Source organism: Pseudomonas sp. UBA7500 (assembly GCF_002478435.1).
In the GTDB taxonomy this organism is placed as follows: domain Bacteria; phylum Pseudomonadota; class Gammaproteobacteria; order Pseudomonadales; family Pseudomonadaceae; genus Aquipseudomonas; species Aquipseudomonas palmensis.
Window position 1 is genome coordinate 121219 of the sequence record NZ_DLNW01000006.1, and the last position, 20414, is coordinate 141632.

Consider the following 20414-nt stretch of genomic DNA (forward strand, 5'->3'; position numbering starts at 1 on the left):
ACACGAATTCTGTAGGAGCTTGTCCATGTTCACCATGCGTCGTCTGATTATCGTCGCTACTGCTGCTGCCCTGATGACTGGCTGCGCCAGTCAGAACCCCTATGACAACCAGGGCCAGGCGCAAGGCTCCACCGGGATGAGCAAGACCGCCAAGTACGGCGGCCTGGGCGCATTGGCCGGTGCCGTTGCCGGTGCCGCCATCGACCACAACAACCGTGGCAAGGGTGCGTTGATCGGCGCCGCCGCGGTGGGCGCCGCCGCCGCCGGCTACGGCTACTACGCCGACCGCCAGGAAGCGGCACTGCGCGAGAGCATGGCCAACACCGGTGTCGAAGTGCAGCGTCAAGGCGACCAGATCAAGCTGATCATGCCGGGCAACATCACCTTCGCCACCGACTCGGCGAGCATTGCACCAAGCTTCTACGCGCCGCTGAACAACCTGGCCAACTCGTTCAAGCAGTTCAACCAGAACACCATCGAAGTGGTCGGTTTCACCGACAGCACCGGCAGTCGCCAGCACAACATGGACCTGTCGCAGCGTCGTGCACAGGCCGTGAGCACCTACCTGACCTCCCAGGGCGTCGACCCTTCGCGCGTGAGTGCGCGTGGCCTGGGCCCGGACCAGCCGATCGCGAGCAACGCCGATGCCAACGGGCGTGCGCAGAACCGTCGGGTGGAGGTGAACCTCAAGCCGATTCCTGGGCAGCAGTACCAGTAAATCTTTTCGCCAGCAATGCTGGCTCCTACAGGGGGCTCACGCCGTTGTAGGAGCCGGCCTTGCCGGCGAAGGGCTCACTGCTGGCGCATCCGCTCCAGCCGTTCATCCTTCTCTTCCCACAACCGGTTGATCCACTGCTGGAACGCCAGCCTGTAGGCTTCATCCTGGTCGTAGCTGCGTCCCAGAAATTCCTTGGGAATCGCCAGCGCCTCGAACGTCACCTCCACCCGCGCCACTCGCCCGCACAGCAGGTCCCAGAAGCCCGGTGTGCCCTGCGGGTAATGGATCGTCACGTTGATGATCGACTCCAGTTGCTCGCCCATCGCATCCAGCACGAAGGCAATGCCGCCCGCCTTGGGTTTGAGCAGGTGCCGGAACGGCGAACCCTGTTCGGCATGCTTGGCGGGGGTGAAACGCGTGCCTTCGGCAAAGTTGAAGATCGCCGTGGGCTTGCCACGGAACCTGGCGCAGGTACGGCGCGTGGTCTGCAGGTCCTTGCCCTGTTTTTCTGGGTGCTTGGCCAGGTAGGCCTTGCTGTAGCGCTTCATGAACGGAAAGCCCAGCGCCCACCAGGCCAGGCCGATCACCGGCACCCAGATCAGCACCTGCTTGAGGAAGAACTTGAGCGGTCGGATGCGCCGGTTGAGCACGTATTGCAGCACCATGATGTCCACCCAGCTCTGGTGGTTGCTGGTCACCAGGTAGCTGTGCTGGTAGTCCAGCCCGGCCAGCCCCTCGATGTCCCAGCGGGTGCGCCCGACCAGGTTCATCCAGCCCTTGTTGTTGCTGATCCAGGCTTCGTGGATGTGCCGCATCAGTTCGTCGGTGACGCGCTGCGCGGCGGCAAAGGGCAGGCACAGCTTGAACAGGCTGACGATGAACAGCGGTGTGCAGCACAGGATGGTGTTGGCGGCCAGCAGCAGCGAGCCGATGACTCCGCGCACGGGCGCGGGCAGAAAAGCGAGCATGGTCAGTTATCCAGCGAGCGGTTGGCCTGAATCGCGGTCAGGGCAATGGTGTAGACGATGTCGTCGACCTGGGCGCCACGCGGCAGGTCGTTGACCGGCTTGCGCAGGCCCTGCAGCATCGGCCCCAGGCTCACGCAATCGGCGCTGCGCTGCACGGCCTTGTGGGTGGTGTTGCCGGTGTTCAGGTCGGGGAACACGAACACCGTTGCGCGTCCGGCCACCTTGCTGTTGGGCGCCAGCTGGCGGGCGATGTCCTGGTTGGCGGCGGCGTCGTACTGCAACGGCCCATCGATCTGCAGGCCACGCTGGGTTTCCTGGGCCAGCAGGGTGGCCTCGCGCACCTTCTCGACCTCTTCGCCGCTGGCCGAATCGCCACTGGAATAGCTGATCATCGCCACCCGCGGGGTAATGCCGAAGGCTTCGGCCGAATCGGCGCTTTGCAGGGCAATTTCGGCCAGCTCGCCGGCAGTGGGGTGCGGGTTCATCACGCAGTCGCCATACACCAGCACCTGCTCGGGGAACAGCATGAAGAACACCGACGACACCAGGCTGCAGCCGGGGGCGGTCTTGATCAGTTGCAGGGCCGGGCGGATGGTGTTGGCGGTGGAGTGCACCAGGCCCGAGACCAGGCCGTCGACCTCGTCCAGGGCCAGCATCATGGTGCCGATCACCACCGGGTCTTCGAGCTGTTGCTCGGCCATCGGCGCGTTCAGGCTCTTGCTCTTGCGCAGGCTGACCATAGGCTCGACGTAGCGCTCGCGGATCAGGTCCGGGTCCAGAATCTCCAGCCCCTCGGGCAGGCTGATGCCCTGGGCGCGGGCCACTGCCTGTACGTCCTCGGGCCTGGCCAGCAGCACGCAGCGGGCGATGCCGCGGGCCTGGCAGATGGCGGCAGCCTGCACGGTCATCGGCTCGGCGCCTTCGGGCAGCACGATGCGCTTGTTGGCCTGCTGGGCACGCTGGATCAGCTGGTAGCGGAACACCGCAGGCGACAGGCGCATCTCGCGCGGGGTGCCGCAGCGCTGGTTGAGCCAGTCGGCATCCAGGTGGCTGGCCACGAAGTCGGTGATGATCTCCGCGCGCTCGCGGTCGTCCACCGGGATTTCCTTGTTCAACTGGTTCAGCTGGTTGGCGGTGTCGTAGGAGCCGGTACTCACCGACAGCACCGGCAGGCCGGCCAGCAGGGCGCCCTGGCACAGTTCGAGGATGCGCGGGTCGGGCTTGCTGTCGCTGGTCAGCAGCAGGCCGGCCAGTGGCACACCGTTGATCGCCGCCAGGCTGACGGCCAGGATGATGTCGTCGCGATCACCCGGGGTCACCACCAGCGTGCCGGGCTTGAGCAGCGGCACGGTGTTGGCCACGGTGCGGGCGCAGATGATGATCTTGTTCATGCGCCGGGTTTCGTAGTCGCCGGCGTTGAGTACCTGGGCACCGAGCAGCTCGGCCACGTCGCGGGTGCGCGGGTCGTTGAGCCCGGCCTGGAACGGGATGCAGCCCAGCAGGCGGAACTCGCCGCTGCGCAGCAGGGGCGAATGCTCCTGCAGGCGGCTGGCGAAGGTGTCCATCGGTTCGTCGCTGCGCACCTTGTTGAGGATCACGCCCAGCACCTTGGGGTCGCGCGGGCCGCCGAACAGCTGGGCCTGCAGCTCGACACGGCCCGACAGCTCGGCCAGCACGTCGTTTTCCGGCGCCGACACCAGGATCACCTCGGCGTCCAGGCTCTTGGCCAGGTGCAGGTTGACCCGTGCGGCGTAGCTGGCATGGCGGGTCGGCACCATGCCCTCGACCACCAGCACGTCCTTGCCGATGCAGGCCTGCTGGTACAGGGTGATGATCTCTTCGAGCAGTTCGTCCAGCTGGCCATCGCCGAGCATGCGTTCCACATGCGCCAGGCTCAGCGGTTGCGGCGGCTTGAGGCCGTGGGTGCGGGCGACCAGTTCGGTGGAGCGTTCCGGGCCGGTGTCGCCGGGGTGGGGCTGGGCGATCGGCTTGAAGAAGCCGACCTTGAGTCCGGCGCGTTCCAGGGTGCGCACCAGGCCCAGGCTGATGGAGGTCAGGCCGACACCAAAGTCGGTCGGCGCGATGAAAAATGTCTGCATGCGAGCTTCTCGAAGTGAGCTGTTGCAAAAGAATCAATTGCCAAGGGTAGCGCTATCGACCCCCTGAGCGCACCAGCCGCAGGCAAATGGCTGGCCGATTCGTTGCTGGCGCAGGTCTGCGTCCAGCACCCAGCCACGCGACTGCCACGGCGGTTCGTGGCGCAGGTGCTGGGTATGCCCGCACGACAGTTCGACCACCCAGTGGCCATGCTCGTCCTGATGAAAACCCAGCACCCGGCTGGGAAAAGCGGCTTCCCGTTTGTCCGGGTTGCGTTCGCTTTCAGGCGATGCGTTGGTTACACTTGTTCGTTCTACATTCTTATGCAAAAGGTCTCGCCCCATGCCGATCGCCGCCAACAAGGCTGTCTCCATCGACTATACCCTGACCAACGACGCTGGTGAGGTCATCGATAGCTCCAACGGCGGCGCGCCGCTGGTTTACCTGCACGGTGCAGGCAACATCATTCCGGGCCTGGAAAAAGCCCTGGAAGGCAAGGATACCGGCGCCGAGCTGGACGTTGCCATCGAGCCGGAAGACGCCTACGGCGAATACCTGGCCGAACTGGTCAGCACCCTGAACCGCAGCATGTTCGAAGGTGTCGACGAGCTGGAAGTGGGCATGCAGTTCCACGCGTCCGCGCCTGATGGCCAGATGCAGATCGTGACCATCCGTGACCTGGACGGCGACGACGTGACCGTCGACGGCAACCACCCACTGGCTGGCCAGCGCCTGAACTTCAAGGTCAAGGTCGTTGCCGTGCGTGATGCCAGCGAAGAAGAAATCGCCCATGGTCACGTGCATGGCGAAGGTGGCCATCAGCACTGATTTCTGCGCTAAGCTCAGAAGGTCGCTAAGGCGCCCGGGCAAGTCTGTCGTGTTCTCCCAGGAGGCAGACGGCTTGGCCGGGCGCTTTTTTAGTGGGCAGCATTTGTTGCGCCAGCCGGGACCGATGCCGGTAACTGGCCGGGAACTGGAAAGGGGAGTACGTCATGAGTGCATTTCACGACCTGAAATTGCAGGCGCTGGATGGCCAGGAGTTGCCATTGGCGCCGTTCAAGGGGCAGGTGGTGCTGGTGGTCAATGTCGCCTCCAAATGTGGCCTGACCCCGCAATATGCGGCGCTGGAGAATCTCTACCAGCATTACAAGGACAAGGGCTTCAGCGTGCTGGGCCTGCCGTGCAACCAGTTTGCCGGGCAGGAGCCGGGCAGCGAGCAGGAGATCGCCCAGTTCTGCAGCCTGAACTACGGGGTGAGTTTCCCGCTGGGCAGCAAGCTGGAGGTCAACGGCCCGGAGCGGCATCAGCTGTACCGCCTGCTGGCCGGTGAAGGCGCCGAGTTCCCGGGGGATATCACCTGGAACTTCGAGAAGTTTCTGGTAGGCAAGGACGGCCGCGTGCTGGCGCGCTTTGCGCCGCGTACTGCGCCGGATGATGCCACGGTGGTGCAGGCTATCGAGAAAGCCTTGGCCTGACGTGCCCCTTCGCCGGCAAGGCCGGCTCCTGCAATGGATGCACCGTCGTATGCAGGAGCCGGCCTTGCCGGCGAAAAATCCACCCCGATCACCGCTATCAATAGTACTGGGGTCAGCGACAATCCCGCCCTATGCTCAGGCGCCATCCCTTTCCCAGGAGCGCCGAATGCCTGCTCAAGCCCTGTTCACCCCCTTCAAGCTGGGCGCCCTCGAGCTGCCGACCCGTGTGGTCATGGCACCGATGACCCGAACCTTCTGCCCCGGCGGTGTGCCTCATGCGCAGGTGGTCGAGTATTACCGCCGCCGCGCCGCTGCCGATGTCGGCCTGATCATCACCGAAGGCACTACCGTCGACCACCCGGCCGCCAACGGTTACCCCAACGTGCCGCGCTTTCATGGTGAAGATGCCCTGGCGGGCTGGAAGAAGGTCGTCGATGCCGTGCACGCCGAAGGCGGCAGGATCGTGCCGCAACTGTGGCACGTGGGCAGCGTGCGCCGCCTGGGTACCGAGCCGGACGCCAGCGTGCCGGGTTACGGCCCCAGCGAAAAACTCAAGGATGGCCAGGTGGTGGTGCACGGCATGAGTCATGCCGACATCCGCGACGTGATCGAGGCGTTCGCCCAGGCTGCCCGCGATGCCAAGGCCATCGGCATGGATGGCGTCGAGATCCACGGCGCACACGGCTACCTGATCGACCAGTTCTTCTGGGCCGCGAGCAACCAGCGCAGCGATGAGTACGGCGGCGACCTGGCCGGCCGCTCGCGCTTTGCCATCGAGCTGGTGCAGGCGGTACGCGCCGCCGTAGGCTCGGACTTTCCGATCATCCTGCGCTTCTCGCAATGGAAGCAGCAGGACTACAGCGCCCGCCTGGTCGACAACGCCGAGGCGCTGGGCGAGTTCCTGCGCCCGCTGGCCGACGCCGGCGTGGATATCTTCCACTGCTCCACGCGTCGCTTCTGGGAGCCTGAGTTCGAAGGCTCGGACCTGAACCTGGCTGGCTGGACCCGCCTGCTCACCGGCAAGCCCACCATCACCGTGGGCAGCGTGGGCCTGGATGGGGAGTTTCTGCAGTTCATGGTCGACACCGACAAGGTGGCGCAACCGGCCAGCCTAGAGAAACTGCTGCAGCGCCTGGGCGACCAGGAGTTCGACCTGGTGGCCGTAGGGCGTGCCTTGCTGGTGGATGCCCAGTGGGCGGCCAAGGTGCGTGAGGGGCGCGAGCAGGACATCCTGCCGTTCAGCCGCGAGGCGCTGACGAGCCTGGCTTGACCAGCAGCGCCGCATCGAGGCGGCGCTGAGACGGTGCCGGTGCCTGTTCGCAGGCGCCGCGCAGGTGCGCCTCGAACTGTTCGACGATGGCCGGCCAGCCCTGGCGGCTGGCATGCTGGCGGGCATTGAGGCGCACCCGGCGCAAGGTCTCGCTGTCTTCCAGCAGCCAGCTGGCGGCATCGATGAAGGCCTCTGCATCTCCCGGCATGGCCAGTGCGCCACTGTGCCCATGACGAATGTGCTGGGCTGCTGCGGCCTCGTCGTAGGCCACCACCCCAAGGCCGGAGGCCAGCGCCTCCAGCACCACGTTGCCGAAGGTTTCGGTCAGGCTCGGGAACAGGAAGATATCCCCCGAGGCGTAGTGTTCGGCCAGGCATTCGCCGCGCTGTACCCCGCAGAACACGGCACCTGGCAACTGCTGCTCGAGTGCGCCGCGCTGCGGGCCGTCCCCCACCACGATCAGGCGCAGGTTGCGCAGGGGGTAGGCCTTGCGCAGGGCGTCCAGGCACTGGCCGAGCAGGCCCAGGTTCTTCTCGGTGGCCAGGCGCCCCACATGCAGCAGGGCGATGTCGTCGGGCCCAAGGCCCCACTGGTCGCGCAAGCTCTGGCGGCGCCGGGCCGGGTTGAACAGGCTGCTGTCGACCCCGCGCGACAGCAGGGTCAGGCGTTCGAAGCCGCGCCGCTGCAGCTCCAGGCGCTGGCTGACGCTGGGCACCAGGGTGCTGTGGCAGCGATGGTGGAAGCCGCGCAGGTAACGGGTGACCAGCCGCGTGAGCAGGCCGAAGCCGTACTGGCCGGAGTACTGCTGGAAGTTGGTGTGAAAGCCGCTGACCACCGCGATGCCCAGGCGCCGCGCCGCCCGCAGTGCACTCAGGCCCAGTGGCCCCTCGGTGGCGATGTACAGCACGTCCGGGCGGTCGCGGCGCCAGCGGCGCAGCAGCTTGTGCATCGACACCTGCCCCCACTGCAGGCCGGGGTAGCCGGGCAGGGGCCAGCCGCGGCACAGCAGCAGGTCGGCCTGCGCAGGGCCGGCGGCATCGCCGGCCTGGCGCGGGCGCACCAGCTCCACCCGGTGGCCGCGCAGGCGCAGGCCTTCGTGCAGGCGGCCAAGGGTGTTGGCCACGCCATTGATTTCGGGTGGGAAGGTTTCGCTGACAAGGGTTATGTGCAGGGCGGCGGGACTGGTCATGGGAGGATTTTCCGAGGTGCCGATTGCGCCCGGATGACAGCAAAATGACGGATACATGACGCCCGATCATTGGCGCTTTTGCGCTGTGAAAATAAGCTTGGCCAGCGCCTCAAGAATGCCGCATCGCCAGCCGATGAAGTTGCATTCGAATGAGACTTTCGCTCCAGGAGCGGTGATGTTCAACAGCAAACTGAAACAAGAAAATGCCAGGCTGCGCGAAGAGCTGATGACCATGGAGCAGGTCAAGTGCAGCCTGGACAGCGAGATGCTGGTGCTGCAACTGGACCCCCAGGGCCGCATCGAAGCGGTCAACGGCAACTTCGAGAAAGAGATGCGCTACAGCAGCCAGCAGCTGCTGGGCCGCAACATCGAAGAGATCGTGCCGGCGCATGTGAAGCCGCTGGATTTCTACCAGCGCATGAAGCAGGCGATCAATCGCGGCGAGCACCTCAACGGCGCGTTTCGCCTGCTGCGCGGCAGCGGCGAGGAAGCCTGGCTGCGCTCGATCCTGCAGCCGGTCAAGGGCAGTGACGGGCGCCTGCGCTACTTCACCCTGCACTCCAGCGACCTGACCCGCACCATCGAGACGTCACGCGAGCACGAGAGCCTGATCAAGGCCCTGATGCGCTCCACGGCAGTGATCGAGTTCAACCTCAATGGCGAGGTGCTGGCTGCCAACGACCGCTTCCTCAAGACCATGGGCTACTCCCTGGAGCAGGTGCGCGGCAAGCACCACCGCATGTTCTGCGAGCCGGAAGAGTACAACTCGGCGCATTACCAGCAGTTCTGGGAAAAACTGCGCCGTGGCGAGTTCGTGGCCGAGCGCTTCAAGCGCATCGATGCCCATGGCCGCGTGGTCTGGCTGGAGGCGTCGTACAACCCGATCATCGACGCCCATGACGTGCTGTACAAGGTGGTCAAGTTCGCCACCGTGATCACCGACCAGGTCAACCAGGAAGCGGCGGTGGCCCACGCCGCCGACATCGCCTACACCACGTCCCTGGACACCGACTCCAGTGCACGTCGCGCCACCGAGGTGGTGACCCAGACGGTCGAGGTCATGCGTGGCCTGGAGACGTACATGCAGCAGGCCGCCGACGGCATCGAGGCGCTGGACAAGCAGTCCCAGGTGATCGGTTCGATCATCAAGACCATCAGCGACATTGCCGGGCAGACCAACCTGCTGGCGCTCAATGCGGCCATCGAAGCCGCGCGTGCCGGCGAGCAGGGCCGGGGTTTTGCAGTGGTGGCCGACGAGGTGCGGCAACTGGCCTCGCGCACCAGCAGCGCCACCGAGGAAATCGCCCGGGTGGTGCAGCAGAACGCCCAGTTGGCCAAGGCGGCGGTCGACATCATCGACAACAGCAAGCGCCAGGCCGAAGAGGGCCTGTCGCTGGCCGGGCAGACCGGCACGGTGATCGTCGAGATTCAGGACGGGGCGCAGAAGGTGGTGGACGCGGTCGGCCAGTTCTCCAACCAGCTGGCGCCCTGACGGCGCGGTGGCGGCGGCCTTGCACCGTCGCCACCGTCGCCCCGGCAACCGTCAGCCGCGTTCGCGCACCCAGAACAGCGTGGCACCGGCGATGGCGGCAGGCATCATCACGATGTTCACGAACGGGATCAGCAGCACCAGGTACACCGAGCCGCCAAAGCCCAGGCTCTGCCAGCGCTTGGCGCGCAGCCAGGCGAGCATGTCCTGCCAGCTCATCTTGTTGTTGTCCGCCGGGTAGTCGATGTACTGGATGGCCATCATCCAGACACCGAACAGCAGCCACAGCGGCGCGGCCACGATGTTGACCACCGGGATCCACGACAGGATGAACAGCGCCAGGGCGCGCGGCACGAAGTAGCCCAGCTTGCGCAGTTCGCGGCTCAGGGTGCGCGGCACCATGGCGGCCAGTTCGCCCCAGCTGAAGGCCGGGAACGGGTCGGTGCCACGTACCACCACCTCGACCTTTTCGGCCAGAAAACCGTTGAATGGTGCCGCGATGATGTTGGCCAGCATGGTGAAGGTGAAGAACACCATCAGCACCACCAGCACCACGAACAGCGGCCACAGCACATAGTTGAGAAAGCTCAGCCAGCCCGGCAGGGTCGGAATCAGCGAGTCCACCCACAGGCTGAACTGGTGACCGGCAAAATAGATCAGGCCCACGAACAGCAGCAGGTTGACCGCCAGCGGCAGCAGTACGAACAGGCGCAGGCCCGGGCTCAGGACCAGTTTCAGGCCCTCGCGCAGGTATTGGGGGCCAGACAGGACAGGGGCTTGCATAAAAGGCTCCGAGCGGTGGTAAACGCGCCGACCTTACCGAGTTTGACGCCTGGGCGAAAGCGCGGCGAAATGCGCGCAACCCCCGGTAACAAAACCCTGTCGATCATTTAATAGGCAAAGCGGCCGGTGCTCGGCAGGTGAATAGAGGTCGTCTATAAGGTGGATTGTCTAAGGATATTTCCTTAATCTCTGCCTCCTCGTTACAGTCGCACCAATTTCACGGTTTCCAGAACCTGCGGCCAATAGCCTTCCCCAAGTGCTTCGCGGGTTCTTTTTTATTCCAGCCGGTGCCCCCGGCGTCATGTGGCTGGCTCGCCAGCTCGACAGGAGCGTTTCATGTCTGAAGTTCGTCATTCGCGAGTGATCATTCTCGGTTCCGGCCCTGCCGGTTACAGCGCCGCCGTGTACGCGGCCCGTGCCAACCTCAAGCCGCTGCTGATCACCGGCATGCAGGCTGGCGGCCAGCTGACCACCACCACCGAAGTCGACAACTGGCCGGGCGATGCACATGGCCTGACCGGCCCTGCGCTGATGCAGCGCATGCAGGAGCATGCCGAGCGTTTCGAGACCGAAGTGGTGTTCGACCACATCAACGCCGTGGACCTGGCCAACAAGCCGTTCACCCTCAAGGGCGACAGCGCCACCTACACCTGCGACGCACTGATCATCGCCACCGGCGCCAGCGCGCGCTACCTGGGCCTGCCGTCGGAAGAGGCGTTCATGGGCAAGGGCGTTTCGGCCTGCGCGACCTGTGACGGGTTCTTCTACCGCAACAAGCCGGTGGCCGTGGTCGGTGGTGGCAACACTGCCGTCGAGGAAGCCCTGTACCTGGCCAACATCGCCAGCAAGGTGACCCTGGTGCACCGCCGCGAGACCTTCCGCGCCGAGAAGATCCTGATCGACAAGCTGCACGCCCGCGTGGCCGAAGGCAAGATCGAGCTCAAGCTCAACGCCACTCTGGACGAGGTGCTGGGCGACAACATGGGTGTGACCGGTGCGCGCCTGAAGAACAACGACGGCAGCTTCGATGAAGTGAAGGTCGACGGCGTGTTCATCGCCATCGGTCACACCCCCAACACCTCGCTGTTCGAAGGCCAGCTGGCGCTCAAGGATGGCTACATGGTGGTCAACGGCGGGCGTGACGGCAATGCCACCGCCACCAGCATCGAGGGCGTATTCGCCGCCGGCGACGTGGCCGACCACGTGTACCGCCAGGCAATCACCTCGGCCGGTGCCGGCTGCATGGCGGCACTGGATGTCGAGCGTTACCTGGACGGCCTGCAGAACGCTTCGTTCTGAGGACTGTTGGGGCTGCTTCGCAGCCCTTCGCGGGTCAAGCCCGCTCCCACAGGGATCACTGCTGTCCCTGTGGGAGCGGGCTTGACCCGCGATGCTTTCAAAGGCTCAGGCGCATCGACAGGTCCACTGCCTTCACATCCTTGGTCATTGCCCCGATCGAGATGTAGTCCACCCCCGTCTCGGCAATTGCGCGCAACGTGCTTTCGCTGATCCCGCCGCTGGCTTCCAGCTTGGCCTTGCCGGCATTGAGGCGCACCGCCTCGCGCATTTCGTCCAGGTTCAGCTCGTCGAGCATGACGATGTCGGCCCCGGCCTCCAGGGCCTGCTGCAGTTCATCCAGGCTCTCCACCTCGATTTCCACCGGCTTGCCCGGCGCAATGCGGCGCGCCGCAGCGATCGCTTCGGCAATCCCGCCGCTGGCGGCAATGTGGTTTTCCTTGATCAGAAACGCGTCGTACAGGCCGATGCGATGATTGTGGCAGCCGCCGCAGGTCACTGCGTACTTCTGCGCCAGGCGCAGGCCCGGCAGGGTCTTGCGCGTATCCAGCAGCTTGACCTGGGTATCGGTCACCAGGTCGGCCAGGTGCCGCGCATGGGTGGCCACCCCCGACAGCAGCTGCAAAAAGTTCAGCGCGCTGCGCTCGCCGGTCAGCAGCGAGCGGGCCGGCCCTTCCAGGTGGAACAGTGCCTGATTGGCCGTGGCCCGGTCGCCGTCCTTGACCTGCCAGTGCACCGCCACCCGCGGGTCGAGCTGACGAAACACCGCGTCCACCCAGGCCGTGCCGCTGATCACGCAGTCGTCGCGGGTAATGATGGTGGCCTTGGCCAGGCGCTCGGCAGGAATCAGCTGGGCGGTGATGTCGCCGTTGCCGACATCCTCGAGCAACGCACGGCGCACGTTGGCTTCGATTTCGGCGGTCAGGTCGGCGAGGCGTAGATTCGGCATGGTGGGCTCCACAAGCTAGGTGGCCGCGATTATAGGGCAGCCCGGGGCGGGCGTGCAGCAATCCGCCTTTGGTCGCAGCAAATGAGCATTTGCGCCCCATGGCGGTCTATCCACAGGCTGGCCGAAACGTACTGCACAGTTCGCTGGCAGGCCGCGCGTTTTTGCCAGATAATGCGCGCCTTGTAATTGGCGTCATGACTTTGACAGCCATTCAATTCACTTCGTAGCCAACCCAGCAAGGAGACCGGGATGCCCAATGACGGGAAGGTGGTGCCGTTCAAGGCGGCCACCGATCAGGCGTCACGCACGCCGTTCGCTCGTCTGCCGGTCATCCTGCTGCAAGTGCGCGACAAGGCAGCGCAGCACCTGCGCCAGGCGCTGCAGGGGCTGTTCGACAACGCCGACGACACGCTCTTCGAAATGGCCGACACGGCCGCCGACAACCATGACCGCAGCCTGTTCTTCGAAGCGATGCGCGACCTGCGCCTCAAGCGCAAGAGCATCGAGCGTGCCTTCCTCGACCTGTTCTATGACGCCTTCATCGATATTGCCGGCAACGACCCGACCGCGCCGTTGGCGCGCCGTGGCTACGACAGGCAGGCGCTGATGGCCGACGATGCGCGTGAGCGGGCCCAGGCCGTGGAGACGATGGTGGCCCGCGTGGCCACGCGTGACGGCTTCGCCCTCGGCCAACTGACCCTGCGCATGAACAGTCTGATCAGCCAGCGCCTGGACGATCGCGCCAACCCGCTGGGGCCGGCGCTGCTGTGCGAGTACTTTCTGCAGGCCGGGCGCAGCCTGGGCGTGGGCATCAAGGTCAAGCTGATACTGCTCAAGCTGTTCGAGCGTTACGTGCTGTGCGACGTCGGCCAGTTGTACGGCGAAGCCAACCAGCTGTTGAGCGCCACCGGGATCCTGCCCGACCTCAAGAGCGCGCCGGGCTGGCGCACCCCGGCGGCCGAACCGGCGCACCCGGCCGGCGATCCGGAGGTCAAGCCAGCCCCGCTGATGGCCGATGCCGGGGCGCAGGCTGCCTTCGCCTCGCTGCAGGTGCTGTTGTCCCCGGTGCGCGGTCGGGTGGCCCCGCGCCTGGAGCCCTATGACCGGGTGCAGCCGATCAGCAGGCAGGATCTGCTGCGCCTGCTCTCGCACCTGCAGCAGTTCGTGCCGGCAGCGGGGGAGGTGCAGGACTTCGACCTGCGCCACCAGCTGGAGCAACTGCTGACCCGGGCCAGCGTGCAAAGCGGCAAGTACCGCAGGGTCGAGGTGATCGATGAGGATGTGATCAACCTGATCGCCATGCTCTTCGACTTCATCCTAGGCGATCGCAACCTGCCGCATTCGCTGCGCCAGTTGATCGCACGCCTGCAGATCCCGATGCTCAAGGTGGCGCTGCTCGACAAGAGCTTCTTCAGCCGCGCCACCCACCCGGCGCGCCGTCTGCTCGACGAGATTGCCGCAGTGGCGATGGGCTGGGGCGCGCGTGATGACGTGCAGCGCGACGAGCTGTACCTGCGGGTCGAGGCCATCGTGCAGCGCCTGCTCACCGATTTTGCCGACGACCCGCAGATCTTCGCCGAGCTGCTGGCCGAGTTCCTTGCTTTCAGTGCCGATGAGCGCCGCCGTACCGAGTTGCTCGAACAGCGCACCCGCGATGCCGAAGAGGGCCGGGCACGCACCGTGCTGGCGCGCCAGCAGGTAGAAAGCGAACTCAACCTGCGCCTGCTCGGCAAGTGCCTGCCGCAAGGCGTGGTACGGGTGATCGAGCAGGCCTGGAGCCAGGTGCTGCTGGCCTGCCTCAAGCATGGGCGGGGTTCGACCCAGTGGCAGGACGCGCTGGCCAACATGGACCTGTTGCTCTGGAGCGTCGAGTCACACACAGGCGACGACCGTGCACGGCTGCTGGAGCAGGTGCCGGGCCTGCTCAAGGCCCTGCGCGAAGGGTTGACCCGGGTTGCCTACGATCCCTTTGCCACCAGCGAGTTCTTCGCCCAGCTCGAAGCGCTGCACCTGCAGGCTGTGGAAGGGGCAGGGCACCCCGGCCAGGCGCGTATCGAGCGGGTGCTGGTGCGTGATCGGATCGTGCTGCTGGGGCCGGAGTCGGTGGCGGCGGGCGGGCTGTGCTCCAGCCTGCCCGACGACGACCCGGCGCTGCACCAGGTGCGCGACCTGCGCCCGGGGGCCTGGATCGAGCTGCGCGACGAGGATGACGAGCCGGTGCGCGGCAAGCTGATCGCGATCATCGACAGCACCCACACCTATGTGTTCGTCGACCGTACCGGGCGCAAGCTGCGCGAATGGTCGCAGCAGGGGCTTGCCGGGGCGTTGAGCCAGGGCCAGGTACGCCTGCTCGATGCCACCCAGCTGTTCGAACGTGCACTGGGTTCGGTGGTCAGCCAACTGCGCCAGCGCCAACCCTGAGCGCCCGCACTTTTTAACGATACAACCGTCGATTCCTCGGGGCATACTGCGCCAGAGCCCTCATGCTTCAGGATCTTCTATGCAACTTGACCACGCTACTGGCTGGGTCGCTGGCGTCACCCATTGCCCTTCCCCCAACTTCAACGCGCGCCCCGAGGGCGAAGCCATCAGCCTGCTGGTGATCCACAACATCAGCCTGCCGCCCGGACAGTTCGGCACCGGCAAGGTGCAGGCGTTCTTCCAGAACCGCCTGCCCATCGCCGAGCATGCGTTTTTCGAGCAGATCAAGGACCTGCGTGTATCGGCGCACTTTCTGATCGAGCGTGACGGCAGGGTCACCCAGTTCGTCTCGTGCCTGGACCGGGCCTGGCATGCCGGGGTATCGCGCTTCGAGGGCCGCGAGGGCTGCAACGACTTTTCCGTGGGCATCGAACTCGAAGGCACCGATCAGACGCCGTTCACAGACGCCCAGTACACTGCCCTGCAACACTTGACCCTGCAACTGCAGGCTGCCTGGCCCATCGCGGGGCGAATCCGCGGCCACAGCGACATTGCGCCGGGGCGCAAGACCGACCCGGGGCCGGCGTTCGACTGGGAACGCTATCGCGCCAGCCTGCACGTCAACGAGGACAGATCATGAGTTTTCTGGTGTTACTGCTGGTGCTGTGGGTCGAGAAGTTCTCGGCGCTGCGCCAGCGCCTGCAACGCGACGGCTTTTTTCTCACCGAACTGGCCCGCCTGGAGCGCAGGCCCAAGGCCGACCCCTGGTGGGTGCTGGGCATTCTGGTGCTGTTGCCAGTAGTGGTACTGGCGCTGCTGCTGCACGTGCTCGACCCGGTCGCCTATGGTCTGCTGGCCCTGCCGGTGCACCTGCTGGTGCTGATCTACAGCCTGGGCCGGGGCGATGTGAAGGCGGCGCTGGGGCCGTTTCGCGATGCCTGGCGACGCGGCGATGAACAGGCGGCCGTGCACGTGGCCGAGCGCGACCTGGGGGTGACGGCCGACGACAGCCAGGGCCTGATCCAGAAGGTGCAGGGGCACCTGCTGTGGCAGGCCTACCAGAGCTTCTTTGCGGTGATCTTCTGGTATGTGCTGCTGGGCCCGGCTGCAGCGCTGGCTTACCGGCTGCTGGCGCTGACGGGCGAGCGGGCCGGCAACCCGGCGGTACAGGAACGCGCCCGGCAGTTGCGCCACGCCTTCGACTGGGCGCCGGTGCGGGTACTGGCCGCCAGTTTTGCACTGGTGGGCAACTTTGTGGCGGTCAGCCGCATGATGCTGCACGAACTGCTCAACTGGCACATCGGCGCGCCGCGCCTGGTGGAGCAGGCGGGCACGGCAGCGGCGGAGATTCCCGCCGACGTCGAGGCCGGCCCGCAAGGCCTGACCGGGCTCGACAGCCTGTGGGAACTGCTGCTGCGTGCCGCAGTGCTCTGGTACGCGGGCTTTGCCCTGTGGACCGTGCTCGGCTGACTCACGACGTGTAAACGGGCTGCCGCAACGGCGGCTCGTTCCTACAGGGCGCCGCCGCTGGTGGTTAACCTTAAGTTACAAAACTTCCCTTCGATATGCGCTATACAGAGGCTGCTGACGATCGCCAGTGGCCTAGTGCTATTGCGCAGAAAACAATAAGAAATCGAAAGGAGACGACCCTTGAAGCGCCTCTTGTATCCGGCAATCGCATTGATGAACCGGCTGAGCTTCGGCATGAAGTTCAGCCTGATCAGCGTGCTGTTCTTTCTGCCCATGCTGGTCACCAATTTCTATCTGGTGCGCGACGCCTATGCCAAGTTCCACGCCACCCGTGTGGAGCTGCACAGCCTCGGCCTGCTGAGCGAGAGCCTGGCCGTGCGCGGTGATCTGGAGAGCCTGGGCAATCTGGTGCAGATCAACGCGGTGCTGGGGCAGTCCGGCAAGGCCGACGACCTGGAGGCGCGCATCGATGCGCTGGAACAGCAGGTGGCAAAGCGCGTGGCCGCGCTGGCCCCGATGACCGAGGACCCGGCCCAGGTGCAGGCCTTCACCGCCCGGCGCGACGAGTTGCTGGCAGGGCTCGAGGCGGCGCGAGCCGACTCCTCGCTGCAGACCCGTGCAGCCCTGTACGACGCCCTGCTGGCGCAGGCGCAGCTGCTTGGCAAGCTGGTGGTCAGCCAGTCGGGCCTTGGCCAGGACAGCGATGCCGGCGTGCGCCAGATGGGCGAGCTGCTGACCACGGTCACCGCCCAGGTCACCCAGACCCTGGGTGAAGGCCGCGCAATCGGGGCTTACTCGCTGGGCCAGGGGTTTCTCAACTCATCGGCCAGTACCCGTTTCGAAGAACTGCTCAAAAGCCTCGACAAGCTGTCGGCCGACTACGCCATTCGCCTGCAGGACGCCCTGGGCGACGAGCCGCGGCTGGCCAGCCAGGCCGCCAGCAGCCAGGCGTCGCTCAAGCAGGCCAGCGAGCTGCTCGAAGACCAGGTAGTGATGGCCGATACCCTCGATGCGCCATGGCCGGCGTTCTACCAGCAGGTCAGCGGCCTGATCGAGCAGACCTACCTGCTCAATGGCGCCACCCTGCAGGTACTCGAACAGCAGTTGCAGGCGCGCCTGGGCGACTACCGCCAGCACATGGTGCTGCTGGTGCTGGCCCTGGCGGCGGTGTTCATGCTGATCGGCTACCTGTATGGCGGCTTCTACGCCTCCACCCGCAGCACCCTGCGTACCCTGGGCAAGGTGATGGACAAGGTGGCCGGTGGCGACATGACGGTGACCTTCCAGGCCCGCAGTCGCGACGAGCTGGGCGAGCTGGGCGAGGTGTTCAACACCACGGTGCGGCGCATCCATGACCTGATCGAGCGGGTCGGGCAGACGGTGGCCGAGGTGGAACACCAGGCCGAGCAGGTGCATGCGGTATCGGCGCGCAGCAACCAGGCGGTGAGCGGCCAGCGCGGGCAGATCGAGCAGGTGGCCACGGCCATGAACCAGATGTCGGCCACTGCCCAGGAAGTGGCTCGCAGCGCTGCGGCAGCCGTGAACAGCGCCCACGGGGTCAACCGCGAGACGGTCAGCGGGCGCGAGCTGGTGGAGTCGCAGCAGGGCAGCATTGCCGGGCTGGCGGCCGAAATCGACCAGTCGGTGGGGGTGATCAACCAGCTGGTCAGCGACAGCCAGCAGATCAGCCAGGTGCTGGAGGTGATCAAGAGCATCGCCGGGCAGACCAACCTGCTGGCGCTCAACGCCGCCATCGAGGCGGCGCGGGCCGGGGAGCAGGGGCGTGGCTTCGCGGTGGTGGCCGACGAGGTACGCACGCTGGCCAAGCGCACGCAGCAGTCGACCGAGGAAATCGACCAGATGATTTCACGCCTGCAGGGTGGGGTGGAGGCGGCGGTGCGGGCGATGGACAGCAGTCACCAGATGGCGGCGGGCACCGTGGGGCAGTCGCAGCAGGTGCAGCAGGCGCTGGTCAACATTCTGGGGGCGATGGGCAGCATCGTGGAGCAGAACCAGCAGATTGCGGCGGCGGTGGAGCAGCAGACGGCGGTGGCGCATGACATCGACCTGAACATCGTGCAGATCAATCGCGCGGCCGAGCACACCACCGAGGGCGCGCACCAGACCGAAGATGCGAGCCGGCAGCTGTCGGCGCAGGTGATGGAGTTGAAGCAGTTGATCGGGGCGTTCAGGGTCTGAGCGAGGGCTGGGCCCTTCGCCGGCAAGGCGCAGGGCCGGTATTACCAGCCAAACAGCTCGCAGGCATTGCGCGTGCTGGCCTCGGCCAGCACCTGGGGCGCAACCCCCATCACCTCAGCCAGTGCCACGGCAATCTGCGGCAGGTGCACAGGGCTGTTGCGCACCCCGGCGTACATCGCCGGGGCCATGTCCGGCGAGTCGGTCTCCAGCACCACGCCGTCCAGCCCCAGGCGCGGCAGCACCTTGCGCAGGCGCAGCGCCTGGGGCCAGGTGGCCGCACCGCCCAGCCCCAGCCTGAACCCGAGGCGGCGGTACTCGCGGGCCTCCTCGTAGCTGCCGGCAAACGCATGCACGATGCCGCCACGCGCCAGCTTGAAGCGCTTGAGCCGGGCGATCACGTCGGCATGGCTGCGCCGTACATGCAGCAGCGCCGGCAGGTCGAAGTCCACCGCCAGCTGCAACTGGGCCTCGAACAGCGCCTGCTGGCGCTCGCGGTCCAGCTCGGCCACGTAGTAGTCCAGGCCGAACTCGCCCACCGCGCACAGCTGCCGGTCGCCACGCAGGCGGCTCAGCCAGTCGCCCAGCGCCAGCAGGTGTTCCGGGCGATGCTGTTCCAGGTACACCGGGTGCAGGCCGAACGCCGCATACAGCTGCGGATCGCTCTTGACCAGCTCCCATACCCGCTGCCAGTTGTCCTGGTACACCCCCAGCACCACCATGCGCTCGACCCCGGCGCGGCGCGCCTGCCCCAGCACTTCGCTGCGGTCGGCATCGAAGTCGGGAAAGTCCAGGTGGGTGTGGGTGTCTACCAGGCGCATGGTCAGGCCTTGAAGAGGCGTTGCTTGAAGGTGCGCGCCACCGCGTGCACACCCGGCGTGTAGTGCTGCTTCTCCACCGCCTCCAGCGCCAGGCGCAGGGCGGTTTCGGCCATCAGGCCGTGCTGCTGGGCCATGGCGTTGACCGGCAGGGGCAGGAAGTCCAGCAACTGGTTGTCACCGAAGGTGCCCAGGTGCAGGCTGCGCGATGCTGGCGGGCGGGTCTGCAGCACATCGAACACGCCTTGCAGCAGTACATAGGAGGTGGTCACCAGTGCGTCGGGCAGGCGCCCCAGGTCGGCCAGCAGCTCGCTCATCAGGCGGCGCCCGCACTCGCGGCTGAAGGCTTCGCCCTGGTGCTGGCTGGCCCGTCCGTCGAAGCCTTGCAGGGCCTGGTCGAAACCACGTGCGCGAGCGCGGCTGACGCTCAGCTCCGGGCGTGCGCCAATCAGTGCGATATGCGCCGGGGCGCTGTCGAGCAGGCTGCGGGTCAGGTGCAGGCTGGCATGCTCGTCGTCGCTGACCACCGAGCAGAACTGCGCCGGGTCCAGGCTGCGGTCGATACCGATGATCGGCAGGCCGTTGGCCTGCAGCGTGCGGTAGCTGTCGTCGTCTTCGGGCAGGCAACTGGCGACGAACAGGGCGTCGCAGCGCCGTGCGCGAAACAGCTGCTGCAACTGGCGCTCGCTGTCGGGCTGGTCGTCGCTGCTGGCAATCAGCAGCTGGTAGCCCTGGGCCCTTGCGCCTTGCTCCAGTTGCTTGGCGATGCGCGCATAGCTGGGGTTTTCCAGGTCTGGCAGGATGAAGCCAAGGGTGCGCGTGTGACGGCTGCGCAGCCCGGCCGCCTGCGGGTTGGGCGTGAAGCCATGGGCCTCGACCACCGCACGCACACGCTCTACCGTGCTGCTGCTGATGCGTTGCTGTTCGGCCTTGCCATTGATGACATAACTGGCAGTGGTAACGGACACACCGGCCAGACGGGCGATATCGCTGAGTTTCACCGAATTTTCCTTGTTATTACCGGGGTTGGCTGCAGAGCCTGACCGGGTATTGTCGCCGATTGCGAAGCATCGGCGCAGACGACCATTGTCGCAATTGTCCGACAAAATGGGGCTTTCATTGTTCGCAGGTTATCGAGTAACGTGCACGCTATTCTAGGTTAAACGATTCAGCAGGCGATTTTTCTGCCGTGGCCTTCGCCTGCGCCCGGCCCTGCGACGTGTCGGGTGCTGCTAAATTCACAACAATACCTCGGCGCCGGCCCGGCGCTGCAAA

18 protein-coding genes and 1 pseudogene are annotated in these 20414 nt (G+C 65.8%); 11 read left to right on the forward strand and 8 right to left on the reverse strand.

What is annotated here, in order from left to right:
• Positions 1 to 25: 25 nt before the first annotated feature.
• On the forward strand, positions 26 to 718 hold the full coding sequence (locus tag B4I46_RS05550) for an OmpA family protein (RefSeq protein WP_043864368.1): 693 nt from the start codon (positions 26 to 28) through the stop codon (positions 716 to 718).
• Positions 719 to 792: 74 nt separating this feature from the next.
• Here B4I46_RS05550 and B4I46_RS05555 read toward each other — a convergent pair whose 3' ends face one another.
• Genes B4I46_RS05555 through B4I46_RS05565 form a run of 3 tightly spaced genes read right to left on the reverse strand, consistent with a single transcriptional unit; the run spans position 793 to position 4127 of the window.
• A complete protein-coding gene (locus B4I46_RS05555) occupies positions 793 to 1686 on the reverse strand; it encodes an acyltransferase (protein ID WP_054916274.1) in 894 nt (297 codons plus the stop codon).
• 2 nt (positions 1687 to 1688) lie between these two features.
• A complete protein-coding gene (gene pta / locus B4I46_RS05560) occupies positions 1689 to 3785 on the reverse strand; it encodes a phosphate acetyltransferase (RefSeq protein ID WP_043864370.1) in 2097 nt (698 codons plus the stop codon).
• A gap of 33 nt (positions 3786 to 3818) precedes the next feature.
• Positions 3819 to 4127, reverse strand: coding sequence for a DUF3565 domain-containing protein (locus B4I46_RS05565; protein WP_043864371.1), 309 nt, complete (start codon positions 4125 to 4127; stop codon positions 3819 to 3821).
• Between B4I46_RS05565 and B4I46_RS05570 the strand changes: the two genes are divergently transcribed.
• From B4I46_RS05570 to B4I46_RS05580, 3 genes are all read left to right on the forward strand, one after another.
• On the forward strand, positions 4126 to 4611 hold the full coding sequence (locus tag B4I46_RS05570) for an FKBP-type peptidyl-prolyl cis-trans isomerase (RefSeq protein ID WP_043864372.1): 486 nt from the start codon (positions 4126 to 4128) through the stop codon (positions 4609 to 4611). The two genes, B4I46_RS05565 and B4I46_RS05570, sit on opposite strands and share 2 nt — an antisense overlap.
• A gap of 164 nt (positions 4612 to 4775) precedes the next feature.
• Positions 4776 to 5258 carry a glutathione peroxidase gene (locus B4I46_RS05575; RefSeq protein WP_043864373.1) on the forward strand — a complete coding sequence of 161 codons (483 nt, stop codon included), beginning with the start codon at positions 4776 to 4778 and terminating at the stop codon, positions 5256 to 5258.
• Between the two features lie 166 nt (positions 5259 to 5424).
• Positions 5425 to 6528: an NADH:flavin oxidoreductase gene (locus B4I46_RS05580; RefSeq protein WP_286898969.1), complete on the forward strand. Its 1104-nt coding sequence runs from the start codon at positions 5425 to 5427 to the stop codon at positions 6526 to 6528.
• Here the strand turns inward: B4I46_RS05580 and B4I46_RS05585 are convergent.
• Positions 6497 to 7717, reverse strand: coding sequence for a glycosyltransferase family 4 protein (locus B4I46_RS05585; RefSeq protein ID WP_286898971.1), 1221 nt, complete (start codon positions 7715 to 7717; stop codon positions 6497 to 6499). The two genes, B4I46_RS05580 and B4I46_RS05585, sit on opposite strands and share 32 nt — an antisense overlap.
• A 265-nt stretch (positions 7718 to 7982) precedes the next feature.
• Here B4I46_RS05585 and B4I46_RS25565 point away from each other — a divergent pair.
• Positions 7983 to 8666 (forward strand): annotated as a pseudogene (locus B4I46_RS25565) (PAS domain-containing protein); the annotation flags it as partial.
• Between the two features lie 132 nt (positions 8667 to 8798).
• Entirely contained in the window at positions 8799 to 9209 is a 411-nt protein-coding gene (locus B4I46_RS25570) for a methyl-accepting chemotaxis protein (protein ID WP_371917309.1), read from the forward strand.
• A 51-nt stretch (positions 9210 to 9260) separates the two neighbouring features.
• Here the strand turns inward: B4I46_RS25570 and cysZ are convergent, their stop codons facing one another.
• The gene (gene cysZ / locus B4I46_RS05595) at positions 9261 to 9989 is read right to left on the reverse strand and encodes a sulfate transporter CysZ (protein ID WP_054916276.1); all 729 of its coding nucleotides are present in this window, start codon (positions 9987 to 9989) and stop codon (positions 9261 to 9263) included.
• Between the two features lie 336 nt (positions 9990 to 10325).
• Here cysZ and trxB point away from each other — a divergent pair, with 336 nt between their 5' ends.
• Positions 10326 to 11288, forward strand: coding sequence for a thioredoxin-disulfide reductase (trxB, locus tag B4I46_RS05600; RefSeq protein ID WP_043864378.1), 963 nt, complete (start codon positions 10326 to 10328; stop codon positions 11286 to 11288).
• Between the two features lie 97 nt (positions 11289 to 11385).
• Here trxB and nadC read toward each other — a convergent pair whose 3' ends face one another.
• Positions 11386 to 12234: a carboxylating nicotinate-nucleotide diphosphorylase gene (nadC, locus tag B4I46_RS05605; RefSeq protein WP_043864379.1), complete on the reverse strand. Its 849-nt coding sequence runs from the start codon at positions 12232 to 12234 to the stop codon at positions 11386 to 11388.
• A 249-nt stretch (positions 12235 to 12483) separates the two neighbouring features.
• On the opposite strand from nadC, the gene B4I46_RS05610 reads away from it, so the two are divergent.
• From B4I46_RS05610 to B4I46_RS05625, 4 genes are all read left to right on the forward strand, one after another.
• The gene (locus tag B4I46_RS05610) at positions 12484 to 14655 is read left to right on the forward strand and encodes a DUF1631 domain-containing protein (protein ID WP_286898974.1); all 2172 of its coding nucleotides are present in this window, start codon (positions 12484 to 12486) and stop codon (positions 14653 to 14655) included.
• 79 nt (positions 14656 to 14734) lie between these two features.
• Complete coding sequence (gene ampD / locus B4I46_RS05615; RefSeq protein ID WP_043864381.1) at positions 14735 to 15295, forward strand: 1,6-anhydro-N-acetylmuramyl-L-alanine amidase AmpD; 561 nt, start codon at positions 14735 to 14737, stop codon at positions 15293 to 15295.
• Positions 15292 to 16125, forward strand: coding sequence for a regulatory signaling modulator protein AmpE (gene ampE / locus B4I46_RS05620; RefSeq protein WP_043864382.1), 834 nt, complete (start codon positions 15292 to 15294; stop codon positions 16123 to 16125). The genes ampD and ampE overlap by 4 nt, the downstream gene beginning before the upstream one ends.
• A 180-nt stretch (positions 16126 to 16305) precedes the next feature.
• Positions 16306 to 18324, forward strand: coding sequence for a methyl-accepting chemotaxis protein (locus B4I46_RS05625; RefSeq protein WP_054916280.1), 2019 nt, complete (start codon positions 16306 to 16308; stop codon positions 18322 to 18324).
• Between the two features lie 41 nt (positions 18325 to 18365).
• On the opposite strand, the gene B4I46_RS05630 is transcribed toward B4I46_RS05625, so the two are convergent.
• Together B4I46_RS05630 and cra are read right to left on the reverse strand one after the other, a co-directional pair.
• Entirely contained in the window at positions 18366 to 19142 is a 777-nt protein-coding gene (locus B4I46_RS05630; protein WP_054916281.1) for a TatD family hydrolase, read from the reverse strand.
• Positions 19143 to 19144: 2 nt separating this feature from the next.
• Positions 19145 to 20140: a catabolite repressor/activator gene (gene cra / locus B4I46_RS05635; protein WP_054916282.1), complete on the reverse strand. Its 996-nt coding sequence runs from the start codon at positions 20138 to 20140 to the stop codon at positions 19145 to 19147.
• Between the last annotated feature and the right edge of the window lie 274 nt (positions 20141 to 20414).

Bases quoted from the DNA above. Each gene is read 5' to 3' on its own strand.
- B4I46_RS05550 (WP_043864368.1), top strand. From the start codon at position 26: ATGTTCACCATGCGTCGTCTGATTATCGTCGCTACTGCTGCTGCCCTG.
- B4I46_RS05555 (WP_054916274.1), bottom strand. From the start codon at position 1,686: ATGCTCGCTTTTCTGCCCGCGCCCGTGCGCGGAGTCATCGGCTCGCTG.
- pta (WP_043864370.1), bottom strand. From the start codon at position 3,785: ATGCAGACATTTTTCATCGCGCCGACCGACTTTGGTGTCGGCCTGACC.
- B4I46_RS05570 (WP_043864372.1), top strand. From the start codon at position 4,126: ATGCCGATCGCCGCCAACAAGGCTGTCTCCATCGACTATACCCTGACC.
- B4I46_RS05565 (WP_043864371.1), bottom strand. From the start codon at position 4,127: ATGGGGCGAGACCTTTTGCATAAGAATGTAGAACGAACAAGTGTAACC.
- B4I46_RS05575 (WP_043864373.1), top strand. From the start codon at position 4,776: ATGAGTGCATTTCACGACCTGAAATTGCAGGCGCTGGATGGCCAGGAG.
- B4I46_RS05580 (WP_286898969.1), top strand. From the start codon at position 5,425: ATGCCTGCTCAAGCCCTGTTCACCCCCTTCAAGCTGGGCGCCCTCGAG.
- B4I46_RS05585 (WP_286898971.1), bottom strand. From the start codon at position 7,717: ATGACCAGTCCCGCCGCCCTGCACATAACCCTTGTCAGCGAAACCTTC.
- B4I46_RS25570 (WP_371917309.1), top strand. From the start codon at position 8,799: ATGCAGCAGGCCGCCGACGGCATCGAGGCGCTGGACAAGCAGTCCCAG.
- cysZ (WP_054916276.1), bottom strand. From the start codon at position 9,989: ATGCAAGCCCCTGTCCTGTCTGGCCCCCAATACCTGCGCGAGGGCCTG.
- trxB (WP_043864378.1), top strand. From the start codon at position 10,326: ATGTCTGAAGTTCGTCATTCGCGAGTGATCATTCTCGGTTCCGGCCCT.
- nadC (WP_043864379.1), bottom strand. From the start codon at position 12,234: ATGCCGAATCTACGCCTCGCCGACCTGACCGCCGAAATCGAAGCCAAC.
- B4I46_RS05610 (WP_286898974.1), top strand. From the start codon at position 12,484: ATGCCCAATGACGGGAAGGTGGTGCCGTTCAAGGCGGCCACCGATCAG.
- ampD (WP_043864381.1), top strand. From the start codon at position 14,735: ATGCAACTTGACCACGCTACTGGCTGGGTCGCTGGCGTCACCCATTGC.
- ampE (WP_043864382.1), top strand. From the start codon at position 15,292: ATGAGTTTTCTGGTGTTACTGCTGGTGCTGTGGGTCGAGAAGTTCTCG.
- B4I46_RS05630 (WP_054916281.1), bottom strand. From the start codon at position 19,142: ATGCGCCTGGTAGACACCCACACCCACCTGGACTTTCCCGACTTCGAT.